Source organism: Pseudomonas sp. CVAP#3 (genome assembly GCF_018986375.1).
Lineage (GTDB): Bacteria > Pseudomonadota > Gammaproteobacteria > Pseudomonadales > Pseudomonadaceae > Aquipseudomonas > Aquipseudomonas helvetica.
The window spans coordinates 31,798-55,963 of the sequence record NZ_JAHMSC010000010.1; the positions used below are offsets into that span (position 1 = coordinate 31,798).

The window sequence follows — 24,166 nt, forward strand, 5'->3', positions numbered from 1 at the left end:
GTTGACTTGGGACGTATGGGATCAATTGGTAACCGAAAACGGGGAATTGCACGGGGGAGGGGGAGGGTGCCAGGCTGGCGCATCCACGCAAATGGGGTAACTGTCACCGAAACTGTGACCAGTCCCGCTTGACGCTACCTCGATACCGCTGGAGGCCTTGAAAATAGTGGAGCGGGTGAAGGGAATCGAACCCTCGTTATCAGCTTGGGAAGCTGGAGTAATGCCATTATACGACACCCGCTCAGAGCGGCTGACTTTGTACCAGATGTGGCCGGGGATTTGAAGTTTTTCTTTGGCGGATCTGTGTTTACGTGAGTTTTTGCAGGTTCGGACGGGCAGGGGCATGTCTCGTCGGCCGCTGGGCTCAGCGCTGGCGATGGCGGTGGTACGCAGGGTTTGAAAGCGTGTTGCGGTCTGTCGCGGGCAAGCCTCGTTCCGGCAAGTAGTGCATGTACCTAGGAAGACGAGGTTGCTCGCGAGGACGCTGTTTCAAATGGCCAGTGCATGGTGGTCCTGGGTGAAGTGGGAGCGCGTTCGGCCTTCATGATGAGCCGGTTTCAGGAAACCCAGCAGTGCATGGCGGCTGTCTCGGCAGGCGGCTTTGTGCTCCATGTCGAGAAAGTGCCCGGTGGCCCGGATGGTGCTGAATGTGCTGTGTTGCACATGGCTGGCGAACAGGTGGGCATCGCTGGCAGCGGTGTATTCGTCCCATTCACCGTTCATGAACAGCACCGGCACGTTGATTTGCTTGGCTGCCTTGAAGTAGCACAGGCGATCGCTGTTGAGCACGTGGCTGATGTGGAAATGCATTTGCCCGTATTCGTGTTCGGCCAAGGTGCTGACGTGGCGATAGTTGAAGCGTTTGAACAGCGATGGCAGGTGCTTGCCGATGGTGTTGTTGACCAGATGGCCGACACGGTCGCGGTCGAGCTTGCCGAGGTAGTCGACACCGCGCTCCAGGTAATCGCGCATGTGCTCGTTGACCACTGGCGAGAACGAACTGATCACGGCTTTTTCGATCCGGCGCGGGCGCTGTGCCAGAGCAATCATGGTGGCTGCGCCACCCCACGAGAATGACATCACGTGTTCCGCGGCAAAATGGTCGATCAGCTCAAGGAGGATCTGCCCTTCGACTTCCTTGGTGAGCATTTTCTCATGCCGATTGTGGGCTTTTGACTTGCCCGCGTAGGGCTGGTCGTACAACACCACGTTGAATTGCGGGTGCAGGTTTTTCACGGTTTGTGCAAACGATGCAGTCGTGGCCATCGAGCCGTTGACCAGAATGATGGTCTTCTCTGCGGCGTCTGCGCGATAGAACTCCGTGTAAACCCGGTACTGACCTTGTATATCCAGCACAGCGATTTCTGGCCTCATGTCGTAAGACTCCTGGCAAGCGGGTATGCGCGCAATGAGATTGCACGAGCTTTGTGACAGGTAGGCATACGCCTGGAATTTTTGAGCCCATGTCGATCCGGTGAAGGCTGGTCGACGGGTATTGTTATTGGCGGGCAGTCTGTCGGGAGAGGTGGAATCTGCGAGGCTCTCTGCCGACAAAAAGTTTCTTAGAAGTATGTTATGACTTGCCGGTCACATTTCGGCCGACGTCCTGATTCAAGCAGGGGAGTGGCCATCGCGCAAGTGCAGTTCGTAAATTGTTCGACAGCATCTGCTCAGCGGTCGCTTGCTTCAGATCAGCTGGATCTCTGTGGCGCTCAACGGGCGGTACTCACCCGGTCTCAATGCGTCGTCGAGTACCAGCGGCCCCATGCGTTCGCGGTGCAGGCGCAAGACCTTGTTATCGAAGTGGCCGAACATCCGTTTCACCTGGTGATAACGGCCTTCGACGATACTTAACCGTGCAGATTTTTCGCCCAGCAGCACCAACTCGGCGGGCTGGGTGGTGAGATCCTCAAAGGCGAAGTACAGGCCCTGGGCGAAGGTCTGTGCGTACTCTGGCGTTATCGGCTGTTCGGTTTCGACGTAGTAGACCTTCGGCAGCTTGGTCTGCGGTTGGGTCAGGCGCCGCGACCAGGATCCGTCGTTGGTGATCAGCATCAGCCCGGTGGTGTTGAAGTCCAGACGCCCGGCGATGTGCAGGTCATCCTTGTCAGGTTCAAGGATCAGGTCGAGGACGGTCGGGTGTTCCGGGTCGCGAGTGGCGCTGACACAACCCGGCGGTTTGTGCAGCATGAAGTAACGCGGTGGTTTGCCGGCTTGCAGCACTTCGTCGTCGCACTCGACACGGCTGAACTCGCGCACTTCGAAGTGCGGATCGCTGACGATCTGCCCGTCGACCCTGATCCGCCGTTCGACCAGCAGCAGGCGCACCTGTTTGCGGTTGAAACGGGGCAGGTTGCTGAGGAAGCGGTCAACGCGCATGACGGTCGGCAGATCGGAAAAGGGCGCGCATCTTACCCTATAGGGCTGCTTGCAGCTGCGACTCGACTTGAGCGCAGCTCGGGCACAGGCACGACTGGTCGCGCAGTTCGGCGGGCAACGCCAGCAGCACTGCCGGGTCGATAACCACGGCGTAGCACCAGCAGGCCTGGTCGGCGGTTCGCGGGTCGGCCAGGCTGCAATCGTTGCTGGCGCCGCAGGCCGGGCAGAGGTCAGGTTTTTTCATGGCTGGAATGGGGCACTTCTGTGCAGGTTCGATGACGGTTGATTTGGCACGGTACATTGTCTGGGGCGCGCGTGACAGCAGGCTGTGCAGGGCAGGTGGTCTGGCCGTCGATCTGAAGGCGTGCGCGGTGAGGCACTTGGCGGTTGTTTCAGAGTCTTAATAGATGTCAGCCGCTCAGTGTTCCGACTGACGCCGACCAGCGTTGCTGGTATGCGCTGTCTGCGGTCCAGGAGGCCGCCATGTATCGTCGAATCTTGCTTGGTGCGTTGCTGGGTTTGAGTCTTTCCGCCTGTTATTACTATGTCGATCCAGGCTATTACGGTCCTGCGGTGTATGCGGCTCCGGCACCGTATTACTACGGCGGTTACTATGCGCCTTACTACTGTTGTGGTTTCTACTATGGCCCCCGCTATTACTACGGTGGTTACCATGGTTATCACTACGGCGGTTATGGGGGGCGTTATCACGGTGGTGGGGGGTATCACGGGCATCACTGAAACGGTGGCGAGTAGAGCCGCTTTGATCGTGTTGGGTTTCTCTAATTGCGCGGCGCTTTCTGGTGAAGGAAGCGCCGTTTTTCATGCCGGCTTCCTGCGGTCGAGAAGCGTTATCGGCTACTTGCTTAAATTTGTTTCTAAATCGCACCAGATTCCTATTTTGCTGTCAGATGTTTCGTCAGCCAGATGAATTGGCTGCCGCTGACCAGCGTCGCTGGTATGGCTCATTCGCGGTCCAGGAGGCCGCCATGTATCGTCGACTTCTTCTTATCGCTTCATTGGGTTTGACGCTTTCTGCTTGTGTACCCTATTACGACGAAGGTCCCGGTAATTACGGCCCTCAGGTCTATACCTCGCCGGCGCCGGCCTATTACTACGGAGGTGGAACCTATTACTCCGCACCGCCTGCGCGTTACTACGAGCCAGCGCCGCGCTATTACCAGCCAGCGCCGCGTTACTACCAGGCACCACCGCGAGTCGAGTACCGCGTTTACCAGAGTCGTGGCTGGGATGACCGCGACCGCCATGGCTGGGGTCATCGCGAAGAGGGTGGCCATGGCCGCCGGGAATGGGATGATCGGGGGCATCGTGACGGGCGTGATCACGACAGACAGGGTGACCGTGATGGTCGCGATGGCCGCCGCAATTGGGACGGCCACCGTTAGGCCTAGCAACGAACAAGCGGCGCATTCAGTGCCGCTTTTTTATGCCTGAAATTTCAGTAACCCGACAAATCCGCCAGCGGATGTCGACCTTCCCAGACCTTATGAAAATGCGCCTGGACGACCGCTTCAGGTATCGCGTTGATGTCCGGCCAATGCCAGTGCGGCTTCTGGTCCTTGTCGATCAAACGCGCACGAACACCTTCGCTGAATTCCGGGTGCCGGCAGCAGTTCAGGCTCATGGTGTATTCCATCTGGAATACCTCGGCCAATGACAGGTGCCGAGCACGCTGGATCTGCTCCCAGACCAAATGAGCAGTCAGTGGGCAGCCCTCGTGCAGGTTTTTTGCCGCACGGGCCAGCAGCAAGTCGCGGTGATCGCGCAACAGACTGATGGCGCGCCAGGCACAGCGTACATCGCTGACATCCAGCAACTCATCAATCTGCTGGCGTCGTGGCAACCATTGGGCCTCGGGCATATTCCCGACGGCTTCTTGTTGCAAGGCCTTGAGCAGGCTGTTGAGCTGCATTGGCGTTTGCTCCTGCCAATTCAATTGCAGCAGACCTTCGATGAGCTCCTCCTGCTGTTCATCCAGCAAGAAGCGGTCAGCCAGGTCCAGGTCAATGGCGTCGCGTGCGTTCATCTGCGCGCCGGTCAAGCCAAGAAACAGGCCGAGCTTGCCGGGTAATCGTGACAAAAACCAACTGGCGCCAACATCCGGGTACAGGCCGATACTGATTTCGGGCATGGCCAGGCGGCTGCTTGGGGTGACGATGCGAATGCTCGCGCCTTGCAGCAACCCCAGGCCGCCACCGAGAACGTATCCGTGGCCCCAGCAGATCAGCGGTTTAGGGTAGGTGTGCAAGCGAAAATCAAGGCGATATTCCGCCGAGAAAAACTGTGCGGCCAAGGGCGGCACTTCACCGGAATGCGCTCGGCAGGCGTCTACCAGGCTGCGCACTTCACCGCCGGCGCAAAACGCCTTGGCGCCGTTACCGCGTAACAGCACGCAGACAATCTGTGGCTCTTTGGCCCAGGCCTCCAGTTGATCGCTCAAGGCCCTGATCATCGGCAGCGAGAGGGCGTTCAGGGATTTTTCGGCATCCAGGCTGGCGATACCGATGCGTGCGCCGTCCGTGCCGGTGAGTTCTTCGAAGTGCAGATTCATTTTGACCTCGATGACTGAATTGAACGTTCAGTATGATCGCTGTACGAGAAAGTGCTGGATCTGCGTCAGATCAATTGACAAGCGCGGTGGGCTTTCCTAGGGTTCGCCCCATTGAATCCTCGGGTGTAACCATGACTGTTGAAGACCGTATCAAACTCGAACCGAGCTGGAAGGAAGCACTGCGTGCCGAATTCGACCAGCCTTACATGGCTGAGTTGCGCGAGTTTCTGCGGCAGGAAAACGCCGCAGGCAAGGAAATCTATCCGCCGGGACCGATGATTTTCAACGCTCTCAATTCGACGCCGCTGGACAAGGTCAAAGTGGTGATCCTCGGCCAGGACCCGTACCACGGCCCGGGTCAGGCCCATGGCTTGTGTTTCTCGGTGCAACCGGGTGTACCGGCACCACCGTCGCTGGTGAACATCTATAAAGAGTTGAAGCGCGACCTGAACATCGACATCCCGAACCACGGTTACCTGCAAAGCTGGGCCGATCAGGGCGTGCTGATGCTCAATACCACGATGACCGTGGAGCGGGCCAATGCCAACGCCCATGCGGGCAAGGGCTGGCAGCACTTTACCGACCGGATTATCGAGGTCGTCAGCGAGCATCAGCCCCATCTGGTGTTTTTACTGTGGGGCGCTCATGCGCAGAGCAAACAGAAACTGATCGATGCGACCAAGCATCTGGTGCTGACGTCGGTGCACCCGTCGCCGCTGTCCGCTTACCGCGGATTCCTCGGTTGCGGGCACTTCAGCCGAGCCAACAAGTATCTTGAACAGAATGGCGAGACGCCGATCGACTGGCGGTTGCCACCGATCTGAAACGACGCGAAAGTGAAGGGGAGGGGCTTCTGTGGCGAGGGGGCTTGCCCCCGTTGGGTCGCGAAGCGGCCCCAAAACCAGCCACTGCATTTCGTCAGACACACCACAGACATATGGTTTACGACTGCTACGCAGCTGAACGGGGCGGTGCGGCGTTCCGACGAGCCCCCTCGCCACAGGTGATCAACTCAGGTTTCATCCGGCAACCGGTTCCAATACCTGAACAACGGCTCCGCCAGAAACAGCACGAACAACAAGCGCATCACTTGCATCGCTGTGACCAAGGGCACCGACAGTTGCAAGGTTTCAGCGGTCAGGCTCATTTCTGCAATGCCGCCAGGCATCATGCCCAGAGTCAGTGAGCGCAGGTCCAGTTGGGTCAGCGCACTCAGCCCCAGCGCCGCGAGTGCGGCGATCAGCATGGTCAGCGCCGTACCGATCAGGGTCCGGCCCATGAACGACGGTGCTCGACGAAAGAACTGCCGATTGAAGTGACAGCCCAGGCCACTACCGATCAGCCATTGGCCGATCTGACTGCCGCCGTGGGGCAGGCTGATGTGTAAATCCCAACCAATGCTCACGGCGGCACTCACCAGCAACGGGCCAAACAGCCAGGGGTTGGGCTGGCGCAACCGTTGCCAGATCCAGGCGAGCAGGGCACCGGCCGGAAACAACACCGCCAGCCAGCGCCAATCGACGCTGGCCGGATGCAGTTGCGGGACGCCGTCGCCAAGCAGGTATTTGAACGCTGCCGGCACGCAAAGCACCACCACCAGCACCCGAAGACTTTGCCCTGCCGCCACCCGGCTGAGCACGGCGCCATTGCGTGCGCCAAGGTTGACCATTTCACCGGAGCCGCCCGGCATGCTGGAGAAAAATGCAGTGGCGCGATCCTCGCCGGTGCGCCGCAGCAACCAGACCCCGACCACTGCCGACAGGCTGGTGACCAGCGCCCCGAAGAAGATCAGACCAAAGTGGCTCAAGACCTGCTCGATCACCAGCGGGGTGAAGTGCAGACCAATGCCGATTCCGACAATCCACTGGCCGCATTTACGCCCGCCAGGAATTTCCGCCAATTGCCAGGGTGTCAGGCAGCGCACCAGGATGATCGCCAGCAACGAGCCGACCATCCACGGTAGCGGCCAGCCGATCTGGCTGGCGAGGTACCCGCCCAGCAGACCGACCAGCGGTGTTCCCCACCAGCTTTTGAAAGGCCGATCAGACATCGGCGATTGCACGCCGTGCAACGGAGCGTTTGCGCCAGATGCGCAGGATCGGCATCAGCAACATGATTGCCGTCAGTACCCAGCAACCGAAGGTGATGGGGCTCGACCAGAGGATTTCCAGCGCACCGTTGGAAATCGACAGCGCACGACGCAGGTTCTGTTCCATCAAGCCGCCGAGAATGAACCCCAGCAGTACCGGCGACAACGGGAAATCCAGCTTGCGCAGGATGTAGCCGAAGATGCCGATGCCGATCATCAGGAACAGGTCGAAGGTCGTCGCATGCACGGCGTAGACGCCGATCCCGGTAATGATCGCGATCACCGGCACCAGTGCCCAGTTCGGCACGGCAAGGATGCGGGTGAAGATGCGGATCATCGGGATGTTGAGGATCACCAGCATGACGTTGGCGACGAACAACGAGGCGATCAGGCCCCAGACGATGTCTGGTTGCTGTTGGAACAACAGCGGCCCCGGGGTGATGTTGTACAGCGACAGGGCGCCGATCATCACCGCCGTGGTACCCGAACCCGGTACGCCGAGGGTCAGCATCGGTACCAGTGCGCCGCAGGCTGCACCGCCGATGGCGGTTTCCGGTGCCGCGAGGCCACGTTTGTCGCCCTGGCCGAAGGTGCCGCTGGCGCCGGCGATGCGTTTCTCGGTCATGTAGGCAACGGCACTGGCCAGCGTCGCGCCGGCACCCGGCAATACGCCCATGATGAACCCCAGAACGCCGCAACGGATGTTCACCACGAACACCGAGGCGGCTTCCTTGAAGTTGAACATCATCCGCCCGGTGGCTTTCACGGCTTCCTGGCCATGATGGGTTTTTTCCAGCAGCAACAGGATTTCGCTGATGGAGAACAGACCCAGCACCAACACCACGAATTGAATACCGTCGGTGAGGTGGATGTTGTCTCCGGTGAAACGGTACACGCCGCTGTTGGCGTCGATCCCGACGCACGACAGAAACAACCCGATCAGCGCGGCGATGAAGGTTTTCAGCGGTCGATCACCGGCCATGCCACCGAGGCAGACAATGGCGAAGACCATCAGCACGAAGTATTCCGCAGGGCCGAAGGCAATGGCCCATTTCGCCAGCAGCGGGGCGAACAGCACCATGCCGCAGGTGGCGATGAACGCGCCGATGAACGAGCTCCAGGCCGACAACGACAGCGCCACGCCGGCCATGCCTTGGCGGGCCATGGGGTAGCCATCGAGGGTGGTCATGACCGTGGACGCTTCGCCCGGAATGTTCAACAGAATCGAACTGATACGTCCGCCGTATTCGCAGCCCAGGTAGACGGCAGCCAAGAGGATCAGCGCGGACTCCGGTGGCAGGCCGAGAGCGAACGCAATCGGGATCAACAACGCCACGCCGTTGATCGGCCCTAGGCCCGGTAACAAGCCGACTACAGTGCCGATCAAGGTGCCGCACAACGCGGTGACCAGGTTGTAAGGGGTCAGTGCGACACCGAAGCCCTGGCCGAGGTAGTTAAGGGTATCCATATCAGTTCTCCAGAACGTCGAGCAGACCCAACGGCAGTGGCACGTCCATCAATCGGTCGAACAGCATGTACAGACCGACGCTCATCAAGCTGATGATCACCACGCTCGGCAACCAGCGGCCACCATACAAACGGGCCATCGGTACGCCGATGAGGATGCTCGAAACAATGAACCCGAGGGGTTCGAAGGTTCCGGCGAACACCAGCAGCAGAACGACACAGATACCGATCTTGGTCAGGGTTTCGCGGTCCAGTGGCGGCTCGTCTTCGCTGTGTTTGATCGGTGCAGGGCGAAACACCATGTACAGCAGCGCCGCGCCCATCAAACCGAGCATCAACAACGGGAAGGCTCTGGGGCCGACGGGTTCATAGGAAAAAGCCGCCTGATACGGCCAGGCCATCAGTGCCAGGCCGAGACAGGCCAGTAACAGCACCGAGGCAAAAATGCGTTGTAAGAGCATGACAAACTCCTGGGCCAGCCCCTTGATGCGCAAGGGGCTGGCCGCGAGACAGAGGCGATTACTGAATCAGGCCGAACTCTTTGGCCAGCAGTTTGTAGTCCGCTACCTGCTTCTTCACGTAGGTGTCCAGCTCTGGCCCGGTCATGGCGAACGGGAACAGTTCACGCTGATCGCGCAGCTTGGCGAAGTCTTCCGAGGCCAGCAGTTTGTCGAAGGCGTTTTTCCACCAGGCGTATTCCGCATCGCTGACTTTTGGCCCGAGGTAGAAACCCCGAACCACTGGCCAGACGATGTCGTAGCCTTGCTCTTTGGCGGTCGGAATGTCCTTCATTTCCGGCTCGTCCAGACGCTCGTTGGCGAACACGGCCAGCAGGCGCATGTCACCGCTCTGGATGTGCGGCATGGAGTCGGAAATGTCGGTGCTGCCGACCTGTATGTGACCACCGAGCAGCGCGGTAGCGATTTCGCCACCACCTTCGAGGGCCACGTAGCGCAGGTCACGCGGGTTGATCCCGGCGGCCTTGGCGATCAGCGCGGTTTGCATCCAGTCCTGACTGCCCACCGTGCCGCCGGAGCCGATCACTACTTTGCTCGGGTCTTTCTTCAACGCCTGAACCAGGTCGTCGAGGTTCTTGTAGGGCGAGTCGCTTTTCACCGCGATGGCACCGTAGCTGGTGCCCACCGCTGCCAGCCAGCGCACGGCGTTTTCGTCGAAGCGACCGAACTTGCCTTGGGCCAGGTTCAGCAGCGAGCCGCTGGACCAGGCCACCAGGGTGCCGGCATCGGCTGGGCGCTGGGCGACGACGGCGTTGTAAGCCACCGCGCCGACACCGCCGGGCATGTAGGTCACGCGCATCGGTTTGGTCAGGATCTTTTCGTTCACCAGCGCGCTTTGAGCCAGTTTGCAGGTCAGGTCGAAGCCTCCGCCGGGGGATGCCGGGGCAATGCATTCCGGGCGCTTGGGCTCGCCGGTGACGTCGGCGAACAGTGGGCCGGCGAACAGCAGGCAGCTAGCGGCTAATGCAACTTTACGCAGTGATAAGTCCATTTTTCGTCTCCACAGGAGTTGTTGTTGTGTAGGAGCTGTCGTTTGTTGAATCAATTACCAAAGGGCAACGCTATAGCTCACCAGCAAACGCACTTCATCAGCGTCACGGGCAGAGTAGTTGGAGCGGTAGGTGGCATTGCGCAGACGCACGGCGACGTCCTTGAGGGCACCACTTTGCACCACGTATTTGATCTCGGTGTTGCGTTCCCACTCTTCGCCGGTGGCGCCGTTTTTCAGCTTGATGTTGTCACCGCTGATGTAACGGGTCATGAAACTCAGGCCCGGAACCCCGAGCTTGGCGAAGTCGTAGTCGTAACGCGCCTGCCAGGAGTGTTCTTCGGCGCCGGCAAAGTCGTTGATCTGCACGAAGTTGACCAGATACGGGTCGGCACCATCGACATACGGGAAGGCGCTGTCACCGGACATGTGCTGATAACCGGCGGTGAGTTTATGCCCGCTCAAGGCATAACTCACCAGGCCGTTGAGGGATTTGTTGTCGATCTTGCCGCCGCGGGCCTGGCCCTGGTCATTGCTGATGGCCAGCCGCAGGTCGGTGGCGAACGTGCCCGGGCCGAACGGTTGCGAGGCGACCAGGCCAAGGAAATGCTGGTTGTAGACCTCGCCCAGTTGAGCGAAGTGGTAACTGCCGGTGATCTTGTCGGTGAACTTGTAGTCGACACCGCCGAAATCGAAATGCGTGCCGGGCACGGTACCGGCGAAACGGCTGTTCTTGTTGTTGAGGGCGATGTCCTCGAAATCGGTGCTGTCGCGGTCCTTGGCTTTATCGAGGCGCCCGCCGGTGAAGGTCAGGTTCTTGATTTCCTTTGAAGTCATCAGGCCGCCTTCAAAGGTCTGCGGCAGAATCCGCCCGTCGTTGGGCTTGAGGGTCGGCAATTCAGGTATCAGGCTGCCGACTTTGAGCTCGGTAGCAGAGATCTTCATTTTGCCGGTCAGGCCAAGTTTGGAGTACTCATTGGCGGCACGCCCGTCTTCGTGGGTTGGCAGCAAGCCGGTGCCGGTACGGTCGGGGCTGGAATCGAGCTTGACCCCGAGCATGCCCAGCGCGTCGACACCAAAACCCACGGTGCCGTCGGTGTAACCTGACTGCACGTTGAGCATGAAGCCCTGGGCCCATTCGTCACGTTTGGATTGCTGGGCGCTGGTACCGCTGCGAAAGTCGCGGTTGAAGTACATGTTGCGGGTTTCGAGGGTCGCGCTACTGTCTTCGAAGAAGGCAGCCTGGCTGACGGGCGAAAAGCCGGCGAGGGCGGCGGCACTGGCGAGAGCGGTGGAGGCGAGGCGGGAAAAACGCGCAGGCGGGCAAGCCTGAGGCTGTGTGGACAGCATGCTGAAATACTCCATTTATTGTTCTTATTTGACGAAAACGCTTCGAGGCGTTTTTCGGTTGCAGCGCTTCATGGTCACGGCAGTCGAAACGGTCCGTGGCTGGACTCTAACGGGCTAACCTTTCTCCAACCTTTCAGCCGACTTTCATTGTTTTCGGTCTTCACAGAGGCGGATGCGGCTGTAAACTCGGCGCCAAAGAATGGCGTCGACCATCCCCGAACGAGGTAAAAAACCATGCGTGTTCTTCTCGTCGAAGACCATCTGCAGTTGGCCGAAAGTGTCGCCCAAGCGCTCAAGAGCACCGGTTTGACCGTCGATGTGCTGCACGATGGGGTGGCTGCCGACCTGGCCTTGAACAGCGAGGAATACGCGGTGGCGATCCTTGATGTCGGCCTGCCGCGCATGGACGGTTTCGAGGTGCTGGCGCGTTTGCGCAGCCGTGGTAAAAACTTGCCGGTGCTGATGCTGACGGCCCGCAGCGACGTCAAGGATCGGGTTCACGGGCTCAACCTTGGCGCCGACGACTACCTGGCCAAACCCTTTGAACTGACCGAGCTGGAAGCGCGGGTCAAGGCCCTGTTGCGGCGCAGCGTACTCGGCGGCGAGCGCCAGCAACGTTGCGGCGTGTTGGTGTATGACCTGGACACTCGGCGCTTCACCCTCGGCGATGAGCTGTTGACCCTGACTTCCCGTGAGCAAGCGGTCCTCGAGGCGTTGATCGCGCGCCCTGGGCGGGTGATGAGCAAGGAGCAGTTGGCCTCCCAGGTGTTTGGTCTGGATGAAGAGGCCAGCCCTGACGCCATCGAAATCTACGTCCACCGTTTGCGCAAGAAACTCGACGGCCATGCAGTAGCAATCGTGACTTTCAGGGGGCTCGGTTACCTGCTGGAAGCCCGCGATGCATAAGCCCGGCAGTCTGCGCTGGCGGTTACTGTGGAATCTCGCACTGCTGCTGGTGGTGCTGATGATCGCCAGCGGTTTGAGTGCCTACTGGAATGGTCGCGAAGCGGCCGACACGGCGTATGACCGGACCTTGCTGGCCTCGGCGCGAACCATCGCCGCCGGGCTTTCCCAGCGCGATGGCAGCCTCAGCGCCGATGTGCCTTACGTGGCGCTGGATACATTCGCCTACGACAGCGCCGGACGCATTTACTACCAGGTCAACGACATCCATCAGCAGCTGATTTCCGGTTACGAAAACCTGCCCGGACCACCGCCAGGCACGCCGCGAACCGACGATTATCCAGCGCTGGCGCGGTTCTATGACGCCATTTACCAAGGGCAGAACGTGAGGGTAGTGAGCCTGCTCAAGCCGGTGACCGAACCGAACATGAATGGCATGGCGGAAATCCGCGTGGCGGAAACCGACGAGGCCCGCGTCCGCATGGCTCGCAGCCTGATGACCGATACCTTGCTGCGTCTGGGCCTGCTGGCAGTGGGGGCGTTGCTGTTGGTGTGGTTTGCGGTGAGCGCGGCACTGCGCCCAATCGAGCGTTTGCGCACGGTGGTGGAGGAGCGGCAATCGGATGACCTTCGGCCTTTGCCACTGGTAGAAGTGCAGCGCGAATTGTGGCCGCTGGTACGCGCGCTTAACCACTTTACCGAGCGCTTGCGCGGGCAGTTCGAGCGTCAGGCGCAGTTCATCGCCGATGCCGCCCATGAGTTGCGAACGCCGTTGGCGGCTCTTAAAGCAAGGCTCGAATTAGGACTGCGGGCGGGCGAGCCGCAAATCTGGCGAAATACGTTGGAGAGCGCTGCTCAGGGCACCGATCGGCTGACTCATCTGGCGAATCAATTGCTCTCGCTTGCACGCGTCGAGAACGGTGCGCGGGCGATTGCCGAGGGTGGGGCGCAGTTGCTCGATTTGAGTCAACTGGCTCGCGAATTGGGCATGGCCATGGCGCCGTTGGCCCACGCGCGAGGCGTCGCGTTGGCGTTGGAGGCTGAGGAACCGGTGTGGCTGCGCGGCGAACCAACGCTGTTGAATGAACTGCTGAGTAATCTGGTGGATAACGCCTTGGCTCACACGCCCCCCGGCGGCAACGTGATCTTGCGCGTCAGTGCGCCCGCCGTGCTGGAGGTCGAGGATGATGGGCCGGGGATTCCGCTTGAGGAGCGCGACCGGGTGTTCGAACGCTTCTACCGGCGTAATCAGCAGGTGGCGGGTTCAGGCCTGGGCCTGGCGATTGTCGGTGAAATCTGCCGGGCCCATCTGGCCCAGATCAGCCTGCACGATGGCGCGCAACGTGGGCTGAAGGTTCGGGTCAGTTTTATCGCCGGGTAGGGCTGATTTCCTGCGAGCGAAACACAACACCTGTGGCGAGGGGGCTTGTCGGAACGCCGCACCGCCCCGTTCGGCTGCGAAGCAGTCGTAAAATCGGCTGAGTCGTTGATTCAGATAAAACGCGGTGACCATCTTGGGACCGCTTCGCGCTCCAGCGGGGGCAAGCCCCCTCGCCACAGAAGCTCCTCTGCAGTGATCAGTAGAACATCGATCGTGACTCATCCAGATCGCTGCACATTGCCGTGTTCTCTGGATCAATCCCCAGTTTTTTGAATGCCGGCACGTTGAGCACGTCAATTTTGGACAACGGATGATCGGTGTCCTTGTGGCAATACAGGCTGGCGATCTGCACCAGATCGACATAATCGACCTGCTCGGACTGACGCTTGAAGTCCAGATACAGCCCCGGCAGTTTCACCAGCATTTCCGGAAACTCCCAGACCTGCAGCAGCTTGTCACCGAGCAGCGGATGAATGTGTTCGATCACATGGTTGAGGCTGACCGGGTCTGACAGCAATTCGTAGTGGTCTTCGGCGTAGGTCAGAATCGGCAGCACACCGATCTGATGCACCAGCCCGCCAAGGGCCGCCTGATCCGGTTTCAATTGGGTATGAGTGCGGCACAGCGCATAGCTGACACCGGCGATTTCCAGGCTCTTGCGCCAGACTTCGCGCATCTTCTGTTCCACCACCTCGGAGCGGGCATGGAAAATCTGTTCCATGACCAGACCGATAGCCAGGTTGCTGCTGTAATTGATGCCCAGTCGGGTGATTGCCGTGTGCAGGTCGGTCACTTCCTGAGCGGCACGCAGCAACGGACTGTTGACCACTTTGATCAAGCGCGCGGACAACGCGGTGTCGCGGCCGATGACTTTGCTCAGGTCGGCGACGCTGATTTCCGGGTCTTCGGCGGCCTTGCGAATCTGCAGGGCCACTTCCGGTAACGTTGGCAGAACCAGGTCATCGTTATCGATGGCCTCAACCAAATCCTGTTGGACCTTTTCCGCCAGCTCGCTCATTTAGTTTCTCTAGGGCATTGCAAAAAAATGCTGCAGTTAACGCTGGATCTCGCGATCACGATCCAGTGAGTAAGGCAGATCAAGCAGGTGCAGGGCCGGGCCCTCCAGGGCGCCAAGATGCACATCGCCACTGTCCGCGGCTTCGGCTTGCAGCACTGCCAACAGCTCGATGTTCTGTTCGGCATGAGCGGCAATCACCACTTCACCAATGGAACTGCCATGGGTTGGGGAAAACAGTGCGGTGCCTGGCTCGGGCAGTTCGGTGGCGTCGAGTTGCAGGCGATACAGCCGACGCTTGAGTTTGCCCAGGTACTGCATGCGCGCGACGATTTCCTGGCCGGTGTAGCAACCTTTCTTGAAGCTCACGCCGCCCACCGCTTGCAGATTGAGCATTTGCGGGATGAACAGCTCGCGGGTTTGCGGCATGACCTGGCCGATGCCGGCGCGGATCTGCCCGAGCAGCCACTGGTTCAGGTCGCCTTCAGGCAGCAATGCGGCCAGCGTGTTGCGCAAGGTGCCGGCCTGACTGGCCGCCGCCCAGAGTTCGACGCGATCGGATGACACTCGAATGGCAATCAGGCCGCCCGCGCGGGCAACTGCGCCGTCTTCCCGGGGAAGCGCCAGGCCCAGGCCGGACAGGACGGCTTCTGAGTGCTGCAGGCCAAAGCGAATCCAGGCAGCGCTTTCGTCGGTCAATTTGGATTTGGAGAACACCGCGTACTTTTTCAGGTCCGCCAACTGTGGCTCCAGCAACTCGCTGGCCATCGCCAACAGGACCCCATCACCTTCCAGCAGGATGCGAAAACTCGACTGCATGCGGCCTTTCTGGGTGCAGCGTGCACCGAGGCTGGCCTGGGTGTCGCTCAGGTAATTGAGGTTGCAGGTCAATTGTCCCTGAAGGAACTTGCTGGCATCGGAGCCGCGGACGGCGAGCACGCCTTCATGGGACAAGGTGCAGAAAAAAGCAGAATCAGCCATGGGTCATCGCAGGGTAAAGAGTCTGGGGGACATCATAAGGGGGCGCCCTTGAAATGGGTAGTTCACAAAGGTTCGAACGTGCCCGACCAAAGCCGACTGTTCGACAGGGATTGGGGCTGTATACTTGCGCTCTATTTGAGGAGCGCTCCATGGTCGAAGATGTTGAACTGAATCGCCTCTACTGGCACAGCCGCCGCGGCATGCTCGAGCTTGACGTGTTGCTCGTGCCGTTTGTCAAAGAGGTTTATCCGCACCTCAACGATGTCGATCGCGACTGCTACCGCAAACTGCTCGAATGCGAAGATCAGGACATGTTCGGTTGGTTCATGGAACGCGCCGAGTCGGAAGACCCTGAGCTGCAGCGCATGGTTCGCATGATTCTGGACCGTGTCCAACCCAAGTGAGAGTGTCCTGTCTCACAGTTACTGTTTCTTTTTGACGGCGTCTGTTGTCGCCATGCCGCGTTGCCGCTCCTCGCCATAGCGGGCTATGACTCGTCGCGGCGCCTTGCCTGGCAACAACAGCCACTCGCCAAAAGAGAAACGTAACTGTGAGAAAGGACACCCAGTTTGAATGCCGCTGGCATGCCTCGCGGCAATTGCTGGCGGCTTATCTTCTCGCCCAGCTGTTCGCGCTGGGTTCGCTGTCGTTGCTCTCTATACCGCTATGGGCCAGTTTGCTCGGCATTGCGCTGTGCGTGGCTCACGGTTTTTGGGTGTTGCCGCGACAGATTCTGCTGACGCACCCGCAGGCATTTCGCGGCTTGCGCCGGGACGCCGATGGTTGGCAATTGTGGAATCAGGCGTCGGGTTGGCAAGCTGTGCAATTACGTCCAGACAGCCTGGCGCTACCGTTGGTCGTCGTGTTGCGTTTTCGTTTGCTCGGCGAGCGGCGGGTCCGGGCGATCTGCGTGCCGCGTGATGCGCAGGCGGCGGATGTTCACCGACGCCTGCGGGTCCGGCTCAAGTTCAGTCGGCGTAGGTGGGCGGTACCAGAATAGTGTCCAGCGCTTCTGGCAGCATGTTCGGGTAATCGAGGGTGTAATGCAGGCCGCGACTTTCCTTGCGCTCCATGGCTGAGCGAATCATCAGTTCGGCCACCTGGGCCAGATTACGCAGTTCGATCAAATCCCGGCTGACCTTGTAGTTGCTATAGAACTCGTCGATCTCGTCCAGCAGCAGGCGCACGCGATGCTGGGCGCGTTGCAGGCGCTTATTGGTGCGCACGATGCCCACGTAGTCCCACATGAACCGCCGAAGCTCATCCCAGTTGTGCGCAATGATCACGTCTTCGTCGGAGTCGGTGACCTGGCTGGCGTCCCAGGCGGGCAGGGTGCTCGGAATCTCGACTTGAGGCAGTTGTTCAAGAATGTCTGCCGCCGCCGAACGGGCATAGACGAAACACTCCAGCAGCGAGTTGCTGGCCATGCGGTTGGCACCGTGCAGGCCGGTGAAGCTGGTTTCGCCAATCGCATACAGGCCAGGCACGTCGGTACGACCGTGTTGGTCGACCATGACACCACCGCAGGTATAGTGCGCCGCCGGAACCACCGGGATCGGCTGCTTGGTGATGTCGATAGAGAATTCCAGGCAGCGTTCGTACACCGTCGGGAAGTGCGACCTGATAAAGGCTTCAGGCTTGTGGCTGATGTCCAGGTACACGCAGTCGATACCCAGGCGCTTCATTTCATGGTCGATTGCCCGGGCAACGATGTCCCGTGGCGCCAGCTCGGCACGCGGGTCAAAGCGCGGCATGAAGCGTTCGCCGTTCGGCAGCTTCAAATGTGCGCCTTCACCGCGCAGGGCTTCGGTAATCAGGAAGCTTTTGGCTTGTGGGTGGTAGAGGCAGGTGGGGTGGAACTGGTTGAACTCCAGATTCGCCACCCGGCAGCCCGAACGCCAGGCCATGGCAATGCCGTCGCCGCAAGCGCCGTCAGGGTTGCTGGTGTAGAGATAGACTTTCGCGGCACCGCCGGAGGCGAGGATCACGAACCGCGCGCCATAGGTATCGACTTCGCCGGTGCCGCGATTGAGCACATAGGCGCCAAGGCAGCGATCACCGTCCAGACCCAGGCGCTTTTCGGTGATCAGATCAACGGCGACCCGTTGCTCCAGCAACTCGATGTTCGGCCGTTGCCGTGCTTGATCAAGCAAGGTATTGAAAATCGCAGCGCCTGTGGCGTCGGCGGCATGAATAATGCGCCGATGACTGTGGCCGCCCTCGCGGGTCAAGTGAAACTCGAAACCGCCGTCTTCTGTGCCGGACTGTTCATCGCGGGTGAATGGTACGCCCTGATCGATCAACCATTGAATGGCTTCGCGGCTATGCTCGACGGTAAAACGCACGGCGTCTTCGTGGCACAGACCTGCGCCAGCGTTGAGCGTGTCATCGACGTGGGATTCAACGGTATCGGTGTCATCCAGCACGGCAGCGACACCACCCTGGGCCCAGTACGTCGAACCGTTGGCGAGGTTACCTTTGCTCAGTACGGCAATGCGCAAATGATCGGGCAAGGTCAATGCCAGACTCAAACCGGCAGCGCCGCTGCCAATCACCAGAACATCGTGTTGAAACTGTTGGCTCATTTCAGGATTCCGCTCAAAGCGACCCGGGTCGGGGTTGGCGCAAGACACCTGAATCGGCGAGTCGAGACAGCCACACAGCGCACTAGTATATAGAGGGGTGGATCGGCACAATAGTCGGGCCTACGTGGCAATGTGAAACTACTGTGACGGAAAAGACAGATGGCTGTGTAGGACAATTTACACGCGGGATCGACGATAAGACAGCCTGATCGCCGATGAAGCGCTGTTTTTCGCCGCATGGTCATACATTATTCGTATCGCGCGACTATAAAGCTTGGGAACTTTGCAAGGCGTCCAAGCTCAATAGAAGGTTGCCTGAAACAAGGAACAGCGTCGGCTTCACGCAGGATTTGTGTTTTGGTCATTGCGGGTGGATTCGACGAAAAGATTATTCGCGTAGCCGGCCCAGCCCGTGCTGCGTCTTTCGTGTGTGCCAAATCAGAGCGCGCAGGAAACTTGCTTGGAGGGGGAGAACTTTTGCGAAAAGCCCGAGTCTATGTTTGCAAGCCTGATCGATTAGTTATGCAAGCCTCCTCCGAGCTTATCGAGGAGTGTTCATGCTAACCCAGGAAGAGGATCAGCAGCTGGTCGAGCGCGTTCAACGCGGCGACAAGCGCGCTTTCGATCTGCTAGTGCTGAAATACCAGCACAAAATTCTCGGGTTGATCGTGCGTTTCGTGCACGACACCCATGAAGCCCAGGATGTCGCACAGGAAGCCTTTATCAAGGCGTACCGTGCACTTGGAAATTTTCGCGGCGACAGCGCGTTTTATACGTGGCTTTACCGCATCGCCATCAACACGGCGAAAAACTATCTGGTTTCACGCGGCCGTCGGCCGCCGGATAGCGATGTCAGTTCAGAGGATGCAGAGTTCTACGATGGCGATCATGGCCTCAAGGATCTCGAGTCGCCGGAACGTGCATTGCTGCGTGATGAGATCGAAGGCACCGTCCATCGAACCATCCAGCAACTGCCAGAAGATTTACGTACGGCGTTAACTTTACGTGAATTCGATGGTCTGAGTTACGAGGACATTGCGAGCGTCATGCAGTGTCCGGTGGGTACCGTGCGCTCCCGGATTTTCCGCGCTCGGGAAGCCATCGATAAAGCCCTGCAGCCGTTGTTGCAGGAAAGCTGAGACAGCGGCGACAGCCAAGAGAGGAACCGCCATGAGTCGTGAAGCCCTGCAGGAATCGCTGTCCGCAGTGATGGATAACGAAGCGGACGAACTGGAATTGCGTCGGGTATTAAATGCCTTTGACGATGTTGAAACCCGCGAAACCTGGGCCCGTTACCAAGTCGCTCGGGCAGTCATGCACAAGGACCTGCTGATCCCTCGGCTGGATCTTGCTTCGGCCGTTTCTGCTGCCCTGGCTGACGAAGCCGTACCGGTCAAGACCACTCGTGGTCCATGGCGTACCGTGGGTCGGCTGGCGGTGGCCGCATCGGTGACCCTTGCTGTTCTGGCTGGCGTGCGTCTGTACAACCAGGATGAGATTGCCGGTGTCGAATTGGCCCAGCACTCCACTCAACCGGGTCTGGCCGTTCCTCAAGTAAAAGGTCCAGCCGTTTTGGCAGGCTACAATGAGAGTTCGGAAGCCACTGGTCCTATGGCCAATGGCGTATTGCAAGGTCAGCCGGGCTGGCATGATCAGCGTCTGCCAGGCTACTTGCGCCAACATGCTCAACAAGCTGCACTGAAAGGCACTGAAAGTGCTCTGCCTTATGCTCGTGCGGCAAGCCTGGAAAACCGTTAAGGAGGATCATGCGCGCCATCCCTCTACTTACGCTGCTGGTGACTGGCTGGTTTGTTGTTCCAGCCTATGCCGATGAGGCTCAGGACTGGTTGACCCGCCTGAGCCAAGCCGAACAACAGCAAAGTTTCCAAGGCACTTTCGTCTACGAGCGTAACGGTAGTTTTTCTACCCACAACATCTGGCATCGCGTCCAGGATGGCAAAGTCCGCGAGCGTTTGCTTCAGCTTGACGGTTCTGCTCAGGAAGTCGTACGCATTGATGGGCATACTCAATGCGTCAGTGGCAGCCTGGTAGCGGGGCTGGGGGATACTCCCGACTCTTCTGCTCGTACGCTCGATCCACAAAAGCTCAAGAATTGGTACGATCTTGCCGTCATCGGCAAGTCGCGCGTGGCTGGGCGCCCGGCGGTCATTGTTTCATTGACGCCGCGCGATCAGCATCGTTATGGCTTTGAATTGCACCTGGACCGCGAAACCGGCTTGCCGTTGAAATCATTGCTGTTGAATGACAAGGGGCAGTTGCTGGAGCGTTTCCAGTTTACTCGACTGGATACGGCTGACATGCCGACTGAGCGTGATCTGCAAGCCACTTCCGAGTGCAAAGCTGTGACGCTCGACAGCGACAAGGCATTAGCGGTGAAAACCGCTCAGGTATGGCATTCCGACTGGTTGCCACCTGGCTTCGAGCTCAGCAGCAGTAGTGCACGCCAAGATCCGCAGACCAAGGTCCAGATCAGCAGCTTGATGTATGACGATGGCCTGGCGCGTTTTTCGGTGTTCCTGGAGCCACTGAATGGCGCGGTGGTTACCGATACACGTACTCAGTTAGGCCCGACCGTAGCGGTTTCTCGACGTCTGACCACGCCTGAAGGCGAGATGATGGTCACTGTAGTCGGCGAAATTCCGATCGGCACCGCTGAGCGTATTGCACTCTCCATGCGTACCAATACCACTGCGGCCAAGCAGTGAGCTGATCCGGGATGCTCATCGGACAGTCGGTTGGTTGTGAAAGAGGCCAGCAATTGTCCACTGCACAATTGAGATGTTGAAATGTTTGGTGAGCATTTCTATTTGCAAAATCCCCAAAAATTTTCTATAGGTCAGAGCCCCACGGCTCTGGCCTTGTTTGTTGTTCCCGGAACAAAAGTACCGGTGTATGTTTCCCGGTATTCCTTGCTCCATATCGCTTAACCATGCTCGTCGTAACGGGAGCCGTATGTCGATACCACGTTTGAAATCCTACCTCTCCATTTTTGCCGCTGTATTGGTACTCGGTCAGGCCGTCAGTGCCCAGGCGGCCGAGCTGCCTGACTTCACGCAGTTGGTCGAGCAAGCCTCGCCTGCGGTAGTGAACATCAGTACCACGCAGAAATTACCGGACCGTAAGGTCTCCAATCAGGATCTTCCGGATCTGGAAGGCTTGCCGCCGGCGCTGCGCGAGTTTCTCGAGCGTGGCATGCCGCCACAGCAGCGTGCGCCTCGTGGTCGCCAGCGTGAAGCGCAATCCCTGGGTTCGGGGTTCATCATTTCGCCTGATGGCTACATTCTGACCAACAACCATGTGATCGCCGATGCTGATGAAATCATCGTGCGTCTTGCCGATCGCAGTGAACTGAAAGCCAAGTTGATCGGCACTGACCCACGTTCCGATGTGGCGTTGCTGAAGGTCGAGGGCAAAGGTCTGCCGGTGCTCAAATTGGGTAAATCCCAGGATCTGAAAGCCGGGCAGTGGGTTGTTGCCATCGGTTCGCCGTTTGGCTTTGACCACACGGTGACCCAGGGCATCGTCAGTGCCGTTGGTCGCAGCCTGCCGAACGAAAACTATGTGCCGTTCATCCAGACCGACGTGCCGATCAACCCGGGTAACTCGGGTGGTCCGCTGTTCAACCTGGTGGGCGAAGTAGTAGGGATCAACTCGCAGATCTACACCCGTTCCGGTGGTTTCATGGGTGTGTCGTTTGCGATCCCGATCGATGTCGCCATGGATGTTTCCAATCAGCTGAAAAGCGGTGGCAAAGTCAGCCGAGGCTGGTTGGGTGTGGTCATTCAGGAAGTGAGCAAGGATCTCGCCGAGTCCTTTGGCCTGGAGAAGCCGGCCGGTGCGCTGGTGGCTCAGATTCAGGAAGATGGCCCGGCCGCCAAAGGTGGCTTGCAGGTCGGTGACGTGATCCTGAGCATGAACGGTCAGCCGATCATCATGTCAGCGGATCTGCCGCATCTGGTTGGCGCGCTCAAGGCCGGTGCCAAGGCCAATCTTGAAGTGATTCGTGACGGCAAGCATAAAAGCGTCGAACTGACGGTTGGCGCGATTCCGGAAGAAGGCAAGGAGCTCGATACCCTGGCCAAATCCGGTGTCGAGCGCAGCAGCAATCGACTGGGTGTCGCCGTGGTCGAGCTGAGCGATGAGCAGAAGAAAACCTACGACCTCAAGGGTGGTGTGGTGATCAAGGAAGTGCAGGACGGTCCTGCTGCCCTGATCGGCCTGCAGCCAGGCGACGTGATTACTCACTTGAACAATCAAGCGATTGGTTCGACCAAGGAGTTCACGGATATCGCCAAGGCACTGCCGAAGAATCGCTCGGTGTCGATGCGGGTCTTGCGTCAAGGTCGTGCCAGCTTCATTACCTTCAAGCTGGCCGAGTAAACCGGTTAGTCGCTGAATAAAAAAAACGCCTCGAAAGAGGCGTTTTTTTTGGGCTCAAAGAAATGTCAGCCCATCATGTCCTTGATCAAGCGCTCTTGCTCCATCAGTTCCCGTTGACGCGCATCGATGCGTGACGACAGTGGGAAATTGGTGCCGGCGCGGCGTTTGGCGAAGTCCAGCTGCTGGATCGCCTGACGGTAGTCGCCGATCAGCGCGAAGTACTCGGCGCGGGCCTGATGCAGGCCAATGATGTTGCCGGACTGGCCGCGAGTCTCGGCCACCATGTACCAGACGTCCGGATCGTTCGGGCGGTTCTTGAGCAAGGCTTCAAGGGCTTTCTCGGCGTCAGCCGGGCGGTTCTGCTTGAGCAGCAAGTCGACCCGCACCTGATTCAGCGGATAGTTGCGCGGGTACTGCACGAGCATCCGGTCGACCCGGGTCTGCGCATCCGGCAGACGATTGTTGGCGATGTCCAGATCGACTTGCGCCAGGTTGTAGATGATTTCGTCAGGCGACTTGGCCAGCAACTGCTTGAGGTTCTCGCGGGCGTCGTTGAACAGGCTGCCCTTGATCTGGGCGATGGCCAGGCCATAACGAGCCACCTCGCTTTTCGGGTTTTCATCGAGTTGGGCGCGAAAGCGTTTAGCAGCAAGACCTGGACTGTCTTCGTAGAACAACTGGACGCGCGCGCGAATCAATTGATAGGTCAGGCTGTCTTCCTTGCCACCTGGCTTGAGCTGCTCGGCACGGTTGCGAGTGTCGGCGATCCGCGATTCGGTGACCGGGTGAGTCAGCAGGAATTCGGGTGGTCTGGAATCGAAGCGGTACTGGCGCATCAGGCGTTCGAACATGGTCGGCATCGAGCGCGGGTCGTAACCGGCTTTCTCGAGGTTGAGCATGCCGATACGGTCGGCCTCCTGCTCCTTCTCCCGGGAGAAGCGTAGTTGCTCCTGAATGGCCGCTGCCTGGGTGCTGGCGATGGCAGCGATACCGGCGTCTCCAGCGCCAGCCGCTGCCACGACGATCCCGCCGAGCAGAGCGGCCATCATCGGGATTTTCATGCGTTGCGAAGCTTCGACGCCGCGAGCAAAGTGGCGTTGCGACACGTGAGCCAGTTCGTGGGCGAGTACCGAGGCGTATTCGCCTTCGGTCTGGGCATTCAGAAACAGGCCGCCGTTGACCCCGACAATCCCGCCAGGTGCGGCGAAGGCGTTGAGTTGCGGGCTGTTGATCAGAATGAACTCCAGGCGCCGGTCGTTGACCTGGCTGGTTTCCACCAGTTTATAGACACTGGTTTCGACGTAATCCTTGAGCAGTGGGTCGTTGAGTTGTGACACCTGGCTGCGCAGCATCGCCAGCCATGCGCGGCCCAACTGGTATTCCTGCTGTGGCGATACGATGGCAGAACTGGCATCGCCAAGTGACGGCAGGTCGTCGGCAAAGCCCGGTGAGGCTAGCAGGCAAGCGAGCGTCAGCAGGGTGGGGCGCAGAAAAGTCATGCACGAAGCCTTAGTCGACAAAGACCTTACTGTAGCCG

At 59.2% G+C, this 24,166-nt stretch carries 24 protein-coding genes and 1 tRNA gene; 11 read left to right on the forward strand and 14 right to left on the reverse strand.

Features of this window, described 5'->3' with window-relative positions; translation table 11 throughout:
• Positions 1-167 precede the first annotated feature (167 nt).
• From KRR23_RS17890 to KRR23_RS17905, 4 genes are all read right to left on the reverse strand, one after another.
• Positions 168-241: transfer RNA gene (locus KRR23_RS17890), tRNA-Gly, on the reverse strand.
• Between the two features lie 248 nt (positions 242-489).
• Positions 490-1,374, reverse strand: coding sequence for an alpha/beta fold hydrolase (locus tag KRR23_RS17895; protein WP_216743573.1), 885 nt, complete (start codon positions 1,372-1,374; stop codon positions 490-492).
• Between the two features lie 312 nt (positions 1,375-1,686).
• Complete coding sequence (locus KRR23_RS17900) at positions 1,687-2,379, reverse strand: pseudouridine synthase (RefSeq protein WP_216743574.1); 693 nt, start codon at positions 2,377-2,379, stop codon at positions 1,687-1,689.
• A 37-nt stretch (positions 2,380-2,416) separates the two neighbouring features.
• On the reverse strand, positions 2,417-2,623 hold the full coding sequence (locus KRR23_RS17905; RefSeq protein ID WP_216743575.1) for a cysteine-rich CWC family protein: 207 nt from the start codon (positions 2,621-2,623) through the stop codon (positions 2,417-2,419).
• Positions 2,624-2,862: 239 nt separating this feature from the next.
• Here KRR23_RS17905 and KRR23_RS17910 point away from each other — a divergent pair, with 239 nt between their 5' ends.
• Together KRR23_RS17910 and KRR23_RS17915 are read left to right on the forward strand one after the other, a co-directional pair.
• Positions 2,863-3,120 carry a hypothetical protein gene (locus KRR23_RS17910; RefSeq protein WP_216743576.1) on the forward strand — a complete coding sequence of 86 codons (258 nt, stop codon included), beginning with the start codon at positions 2,863-2,865 and terminating at the stop codon, positions 3,118-3,120.
• A 248-nt stretch (positions 3,121-3,368) separates the two neighbouring features.
• Positions 3,369-3,785, forward strand: coding sequence for a hypothetical protein (locus tag KRR23_RS17915; RefSeq protein ID WP_216743577.1), 417 nt, complete (start codon positions 3,369-3,371; stop codon positions 3,783-3,785).
• A gap of 53 nt (positions 3,786-3,838) precedes the next feature.
• Here KRR23_RS17915 and KRR23_RS17920 read toward each other — a convergent pair whose 3' ends face one another.
• Entirely contained in the window at positions 3,839-4,951 is a 1,113-nt protein-coding gene (locus KRR23_RS17920) for an enoyl-CoA hydratase/isomerase family protein (RefSeq protein ID WP_216743578.1), read from the reverse strand.
• Between the two features lie 131 nt (positions 4,952-5,082).
• Between KRR23_RS17920 and ung the strand changes: the two genes are divergently transcribed.
• Positions 5,083-5,775 (forward strand): uracil-DNA glycosylase, encoded by a 693-nt coding sequence (gene ung, locus KRR23_RS17925; RefSeq protein WP_216743579.1) that lies wholly within the window; start codon positions 5,083-5,085, stop codon positions 5,773-5,775.
• 188 nt (positions 5,776-5,963) lie between these two features.
• On the opposite strand, the gene KRR23_RS17930 is transcribed toward ung, so the two are convergent.
• Genes KRR23_RS17930 through KRR23_RS17950 form a run of 5 tightly spaced genes read right to left on the reverse strand, consistent with a single transcriptional unit; the run spans position 5,964 to position 11,363 of the window.
• Entirely contained in the window at positions 5,964-7,001 is a 1,038-nt protein-coding gene (locus KRR23_RS17930; protein ID WP_216743580.1) for an AbrB family transcriptional regulator, read from the reverse strand.
• The gene (locus KRR23_RS17935; RefSeq protein WP_103320006.1) at positions 6,994-8,508 is read right to left on the reverse strand and encodes a tripartite tricarboxylate transporter permease; all 1,515 of its coding nucleotides are present in this window, start codon (positions 8,506-8,508) and stop codon (positions 6,994-6,996) included. The genes KRR23_RS17930 and KRR23_RS17935 overlap by 8 nt, the downstream gene beginning before the upstream one ends.
• 1 nt (position 8,509) lies before the next feature.
• Positions 8,510-8,968: a tripartite tricarboxylate transporter TctB family protein gene (locus KRR23_RS17940; protein ID WP_216743581.1), complete on the reverse strand. Its 459-nt coding sequence runs from the start codon at positions 8,966-8,968 to the stop codon at positions 8,510-8,512.
• A 58-nt stretch (positions 8,969-9,026) separates the two neighbouring features.
• Positions 9,027-10,016, reverse strand: a complete 990-nt coding sequence (locus KRR23_RS17945) for a tripartite tricarboxylate transporter substrate binding protein (protein ID WP_216743582.1) — start codon at positions 10,014-10,016, stop codon at positions 9,027-9,029.
• A gap of 54 nt (positions 10,017-10,070) precedes the next feature.
• Complete coding sequence (locus KRR23_RS17950) at positions 10,071-11,363, reverse strand: OprD family porin (protein WP_216743583.1); 1,293 nt, start codon at positions 11,361-11,363, stop codon at positions 10,071-10,073.
• A gap of 234 nt (positions 11,364-11,597) precedes the next feature.
• Between KRR23_RS17950 and KRR23_RS17955 the strand changes: the two genes are divergently transcribed.
• Together KRR23_RS17955 and KRR23_RS17960 are read left to right on the forward strand one after the other, a co-directional pair.
• The gene (locus tag KRR23_RS17955) at positions 11,598-12,269 is read left to right on the forward strand and encodes a response regulator (RefSeq protein ID WP_019692544.1); all 672 of its coding nucleotides are present in this window, start codon (positions 11,598-11,600) and stop codon (positions 12,267-12,269) included.
• Positions 12,262-13,647, forward strand: a complete 1,386-nt coding sequence (locus tag KRR23_RS17960; protein ID WP_103319998.1) for a sensor histidine kinase — start codon at positions 12,262-12,264, stop codon at positions 13,645-13,647. The genes KRR23_RS17955 and KRR23_RS17960 overlap by 8 nt, the downstream gene beginning before the upstream one ends.
• Positions 13,648-13,843: 196 nt before the next feature.
• Here KRR23_RS17960 and KRR23_RS17965 read toward each other — a convergent pair whose 3' ends face one another.
• Both KRR23_RS17965 and KRR23_RS17970 read right to left on the reverse strand, forming a co-directional pair.
• Entirely contained in the window at positions 13,844-14,665 is an 822-nt protein-coding gene (locus tag KRR23_RS17965; RefSeq protein WP_216743584.1) for an HDOD domain-containing protein, read from the reverse strand.
• A gap of 36 nt (positions 14,666-14,701) precedes the next feature.
• Entirely contained in the window at positions 14,702-15,643 is a 942-nt protein-coding gene (locus KRR23_RS17970; RefSeq protein ID WP_216743585.1) for a folate-binding protein YgfZ, read from the reverse strand.
• 149 nt (positions 15,644-15,792) lie between these two features.
• On the opposite strand from KRR23_RS17970, the gene KRR23_RS17975 reads away from it, so the two are divergent.
• Both KRR23_RS17975 and KRR23_RS17980 read left to right on the forward strand, forming a co-directional pair.
• Entirely contained in the window at positions 15,793-16,047 is a 255-nt protein-coding gene (locus tag KRR23_RS17975; protein ID WP_007944081.1) for a succinate dehydrogenase assembly factor 2, read from the forward strand.
• Positions 16,048-16,193: 146 nt separating this feature from the next.
• The gene (locus tag KRR23_RS17980; RefSeq protein WP_216743586.1) at positions 16,194-16,643 is read left to right on the forward strand and encodes a protein YgfX; all 450 of its coding nucleotides are present in this window, start codon (positions 16,194-16,196) and stop codon (positions 16,641-16,643) included.
• Here KRR23_RS17980 and nadB read toward each other — a convergent pair.
• Positions 16,612-18,228 (reverse strand): L-aspartate oxidase, encoded by a 1,617-nt coding sequence (gene nadB, locus KRR23_RS17985; protein ID WP_216743587.1) that lies wholly within the window; start codon positions 18,226-18,228, stop codon positions 16,612-16,614. The two genes, KRR23_RS17980 and nadB, sit on opposite strands and share 32 nt — an antisense overlap.
• 557 nt (positions 18,229-18,785) lie before the next feature.
• On the opposite strand from nadB, the gene rpoE reads away from it, so the two are divergent.
• The 4 genes from rpoE to KRR23_RS18005 all read left to right on the forward strand — a co-directional run bounded on the left by rpoE (position 18,786) and on the right by KRR23_RS18005 (position 22,629).
• The gene (gene rpoE, locus KRR23_RS17990; RefSeq protein ID WP_019692537.1) at positions 18,786-19,367 is read left to right on the forward strand and encodes an RNA polymerase sigma factor RpoE; all 582 of its coding nucleotides are present in this window, start codon (positions 18,786-18,788) and stop codon (positions 19,365-19,367) included.
• Between the two features lie 31 nt (positions 19,368-19,398).
• Positions 19,399-19,986 (forward strand): sigma-E factor negative regulatory protein, encoded by a 588-nt coding sequence (locus KRR23_RS17995; protein WP_054596107.1) that lies wholly within the window; start codon positions 19,399-19,401, stop codon positions 19,984-19,986.
• Positions 19,987-19,994: 8 nt separating this feature from the next.
• The gene (locus KRR23_RS18000) at positions 19,995-20,954 is read left to right on the forward strand and encodes a MucB/RseB C-terminal domain-containing protein (RefSeq protein ID WP_216743588.1); all 960 of its coding nucleotides are present in this window, start codon (positions 19,995-19,997) and stop codon (positions 20,952-20,954) included.
• A 247-nt stretch (positions 20,955-21,201) separates the two neighbouring features.
• The gene (locus KRR23_RS18005; RefSeq protein WP_216743589.1) at positions 21,202-22,629 is read left to right on the forward strand and encodes a DegQ family serine endoprotease; all 1,428 of its coding nucleotides are present in this window, start codon (positions 21,202-21,204) and stop codon (positions 22,627-22,629) included.
• 65 nt (positions 22,630-22,694) lie between these two features.
• Here the strand turns inward: KRR23_RS18005 and KRR23_RS18010 are convergent, their stop codons facing one another.
• On the reverse strand, positions 22,695-24,128 hold the full coding sequence (locus KRR23_RS18010; protein WP_216743590.1) for a M48 family metalloprotease: 1,434 nt from the start codon (positions 24,126-24,128) through the stop codon (positions 22,695-22,697).
• Positions 24,129-24,166 lie beyond the last annotated feature (38 nt).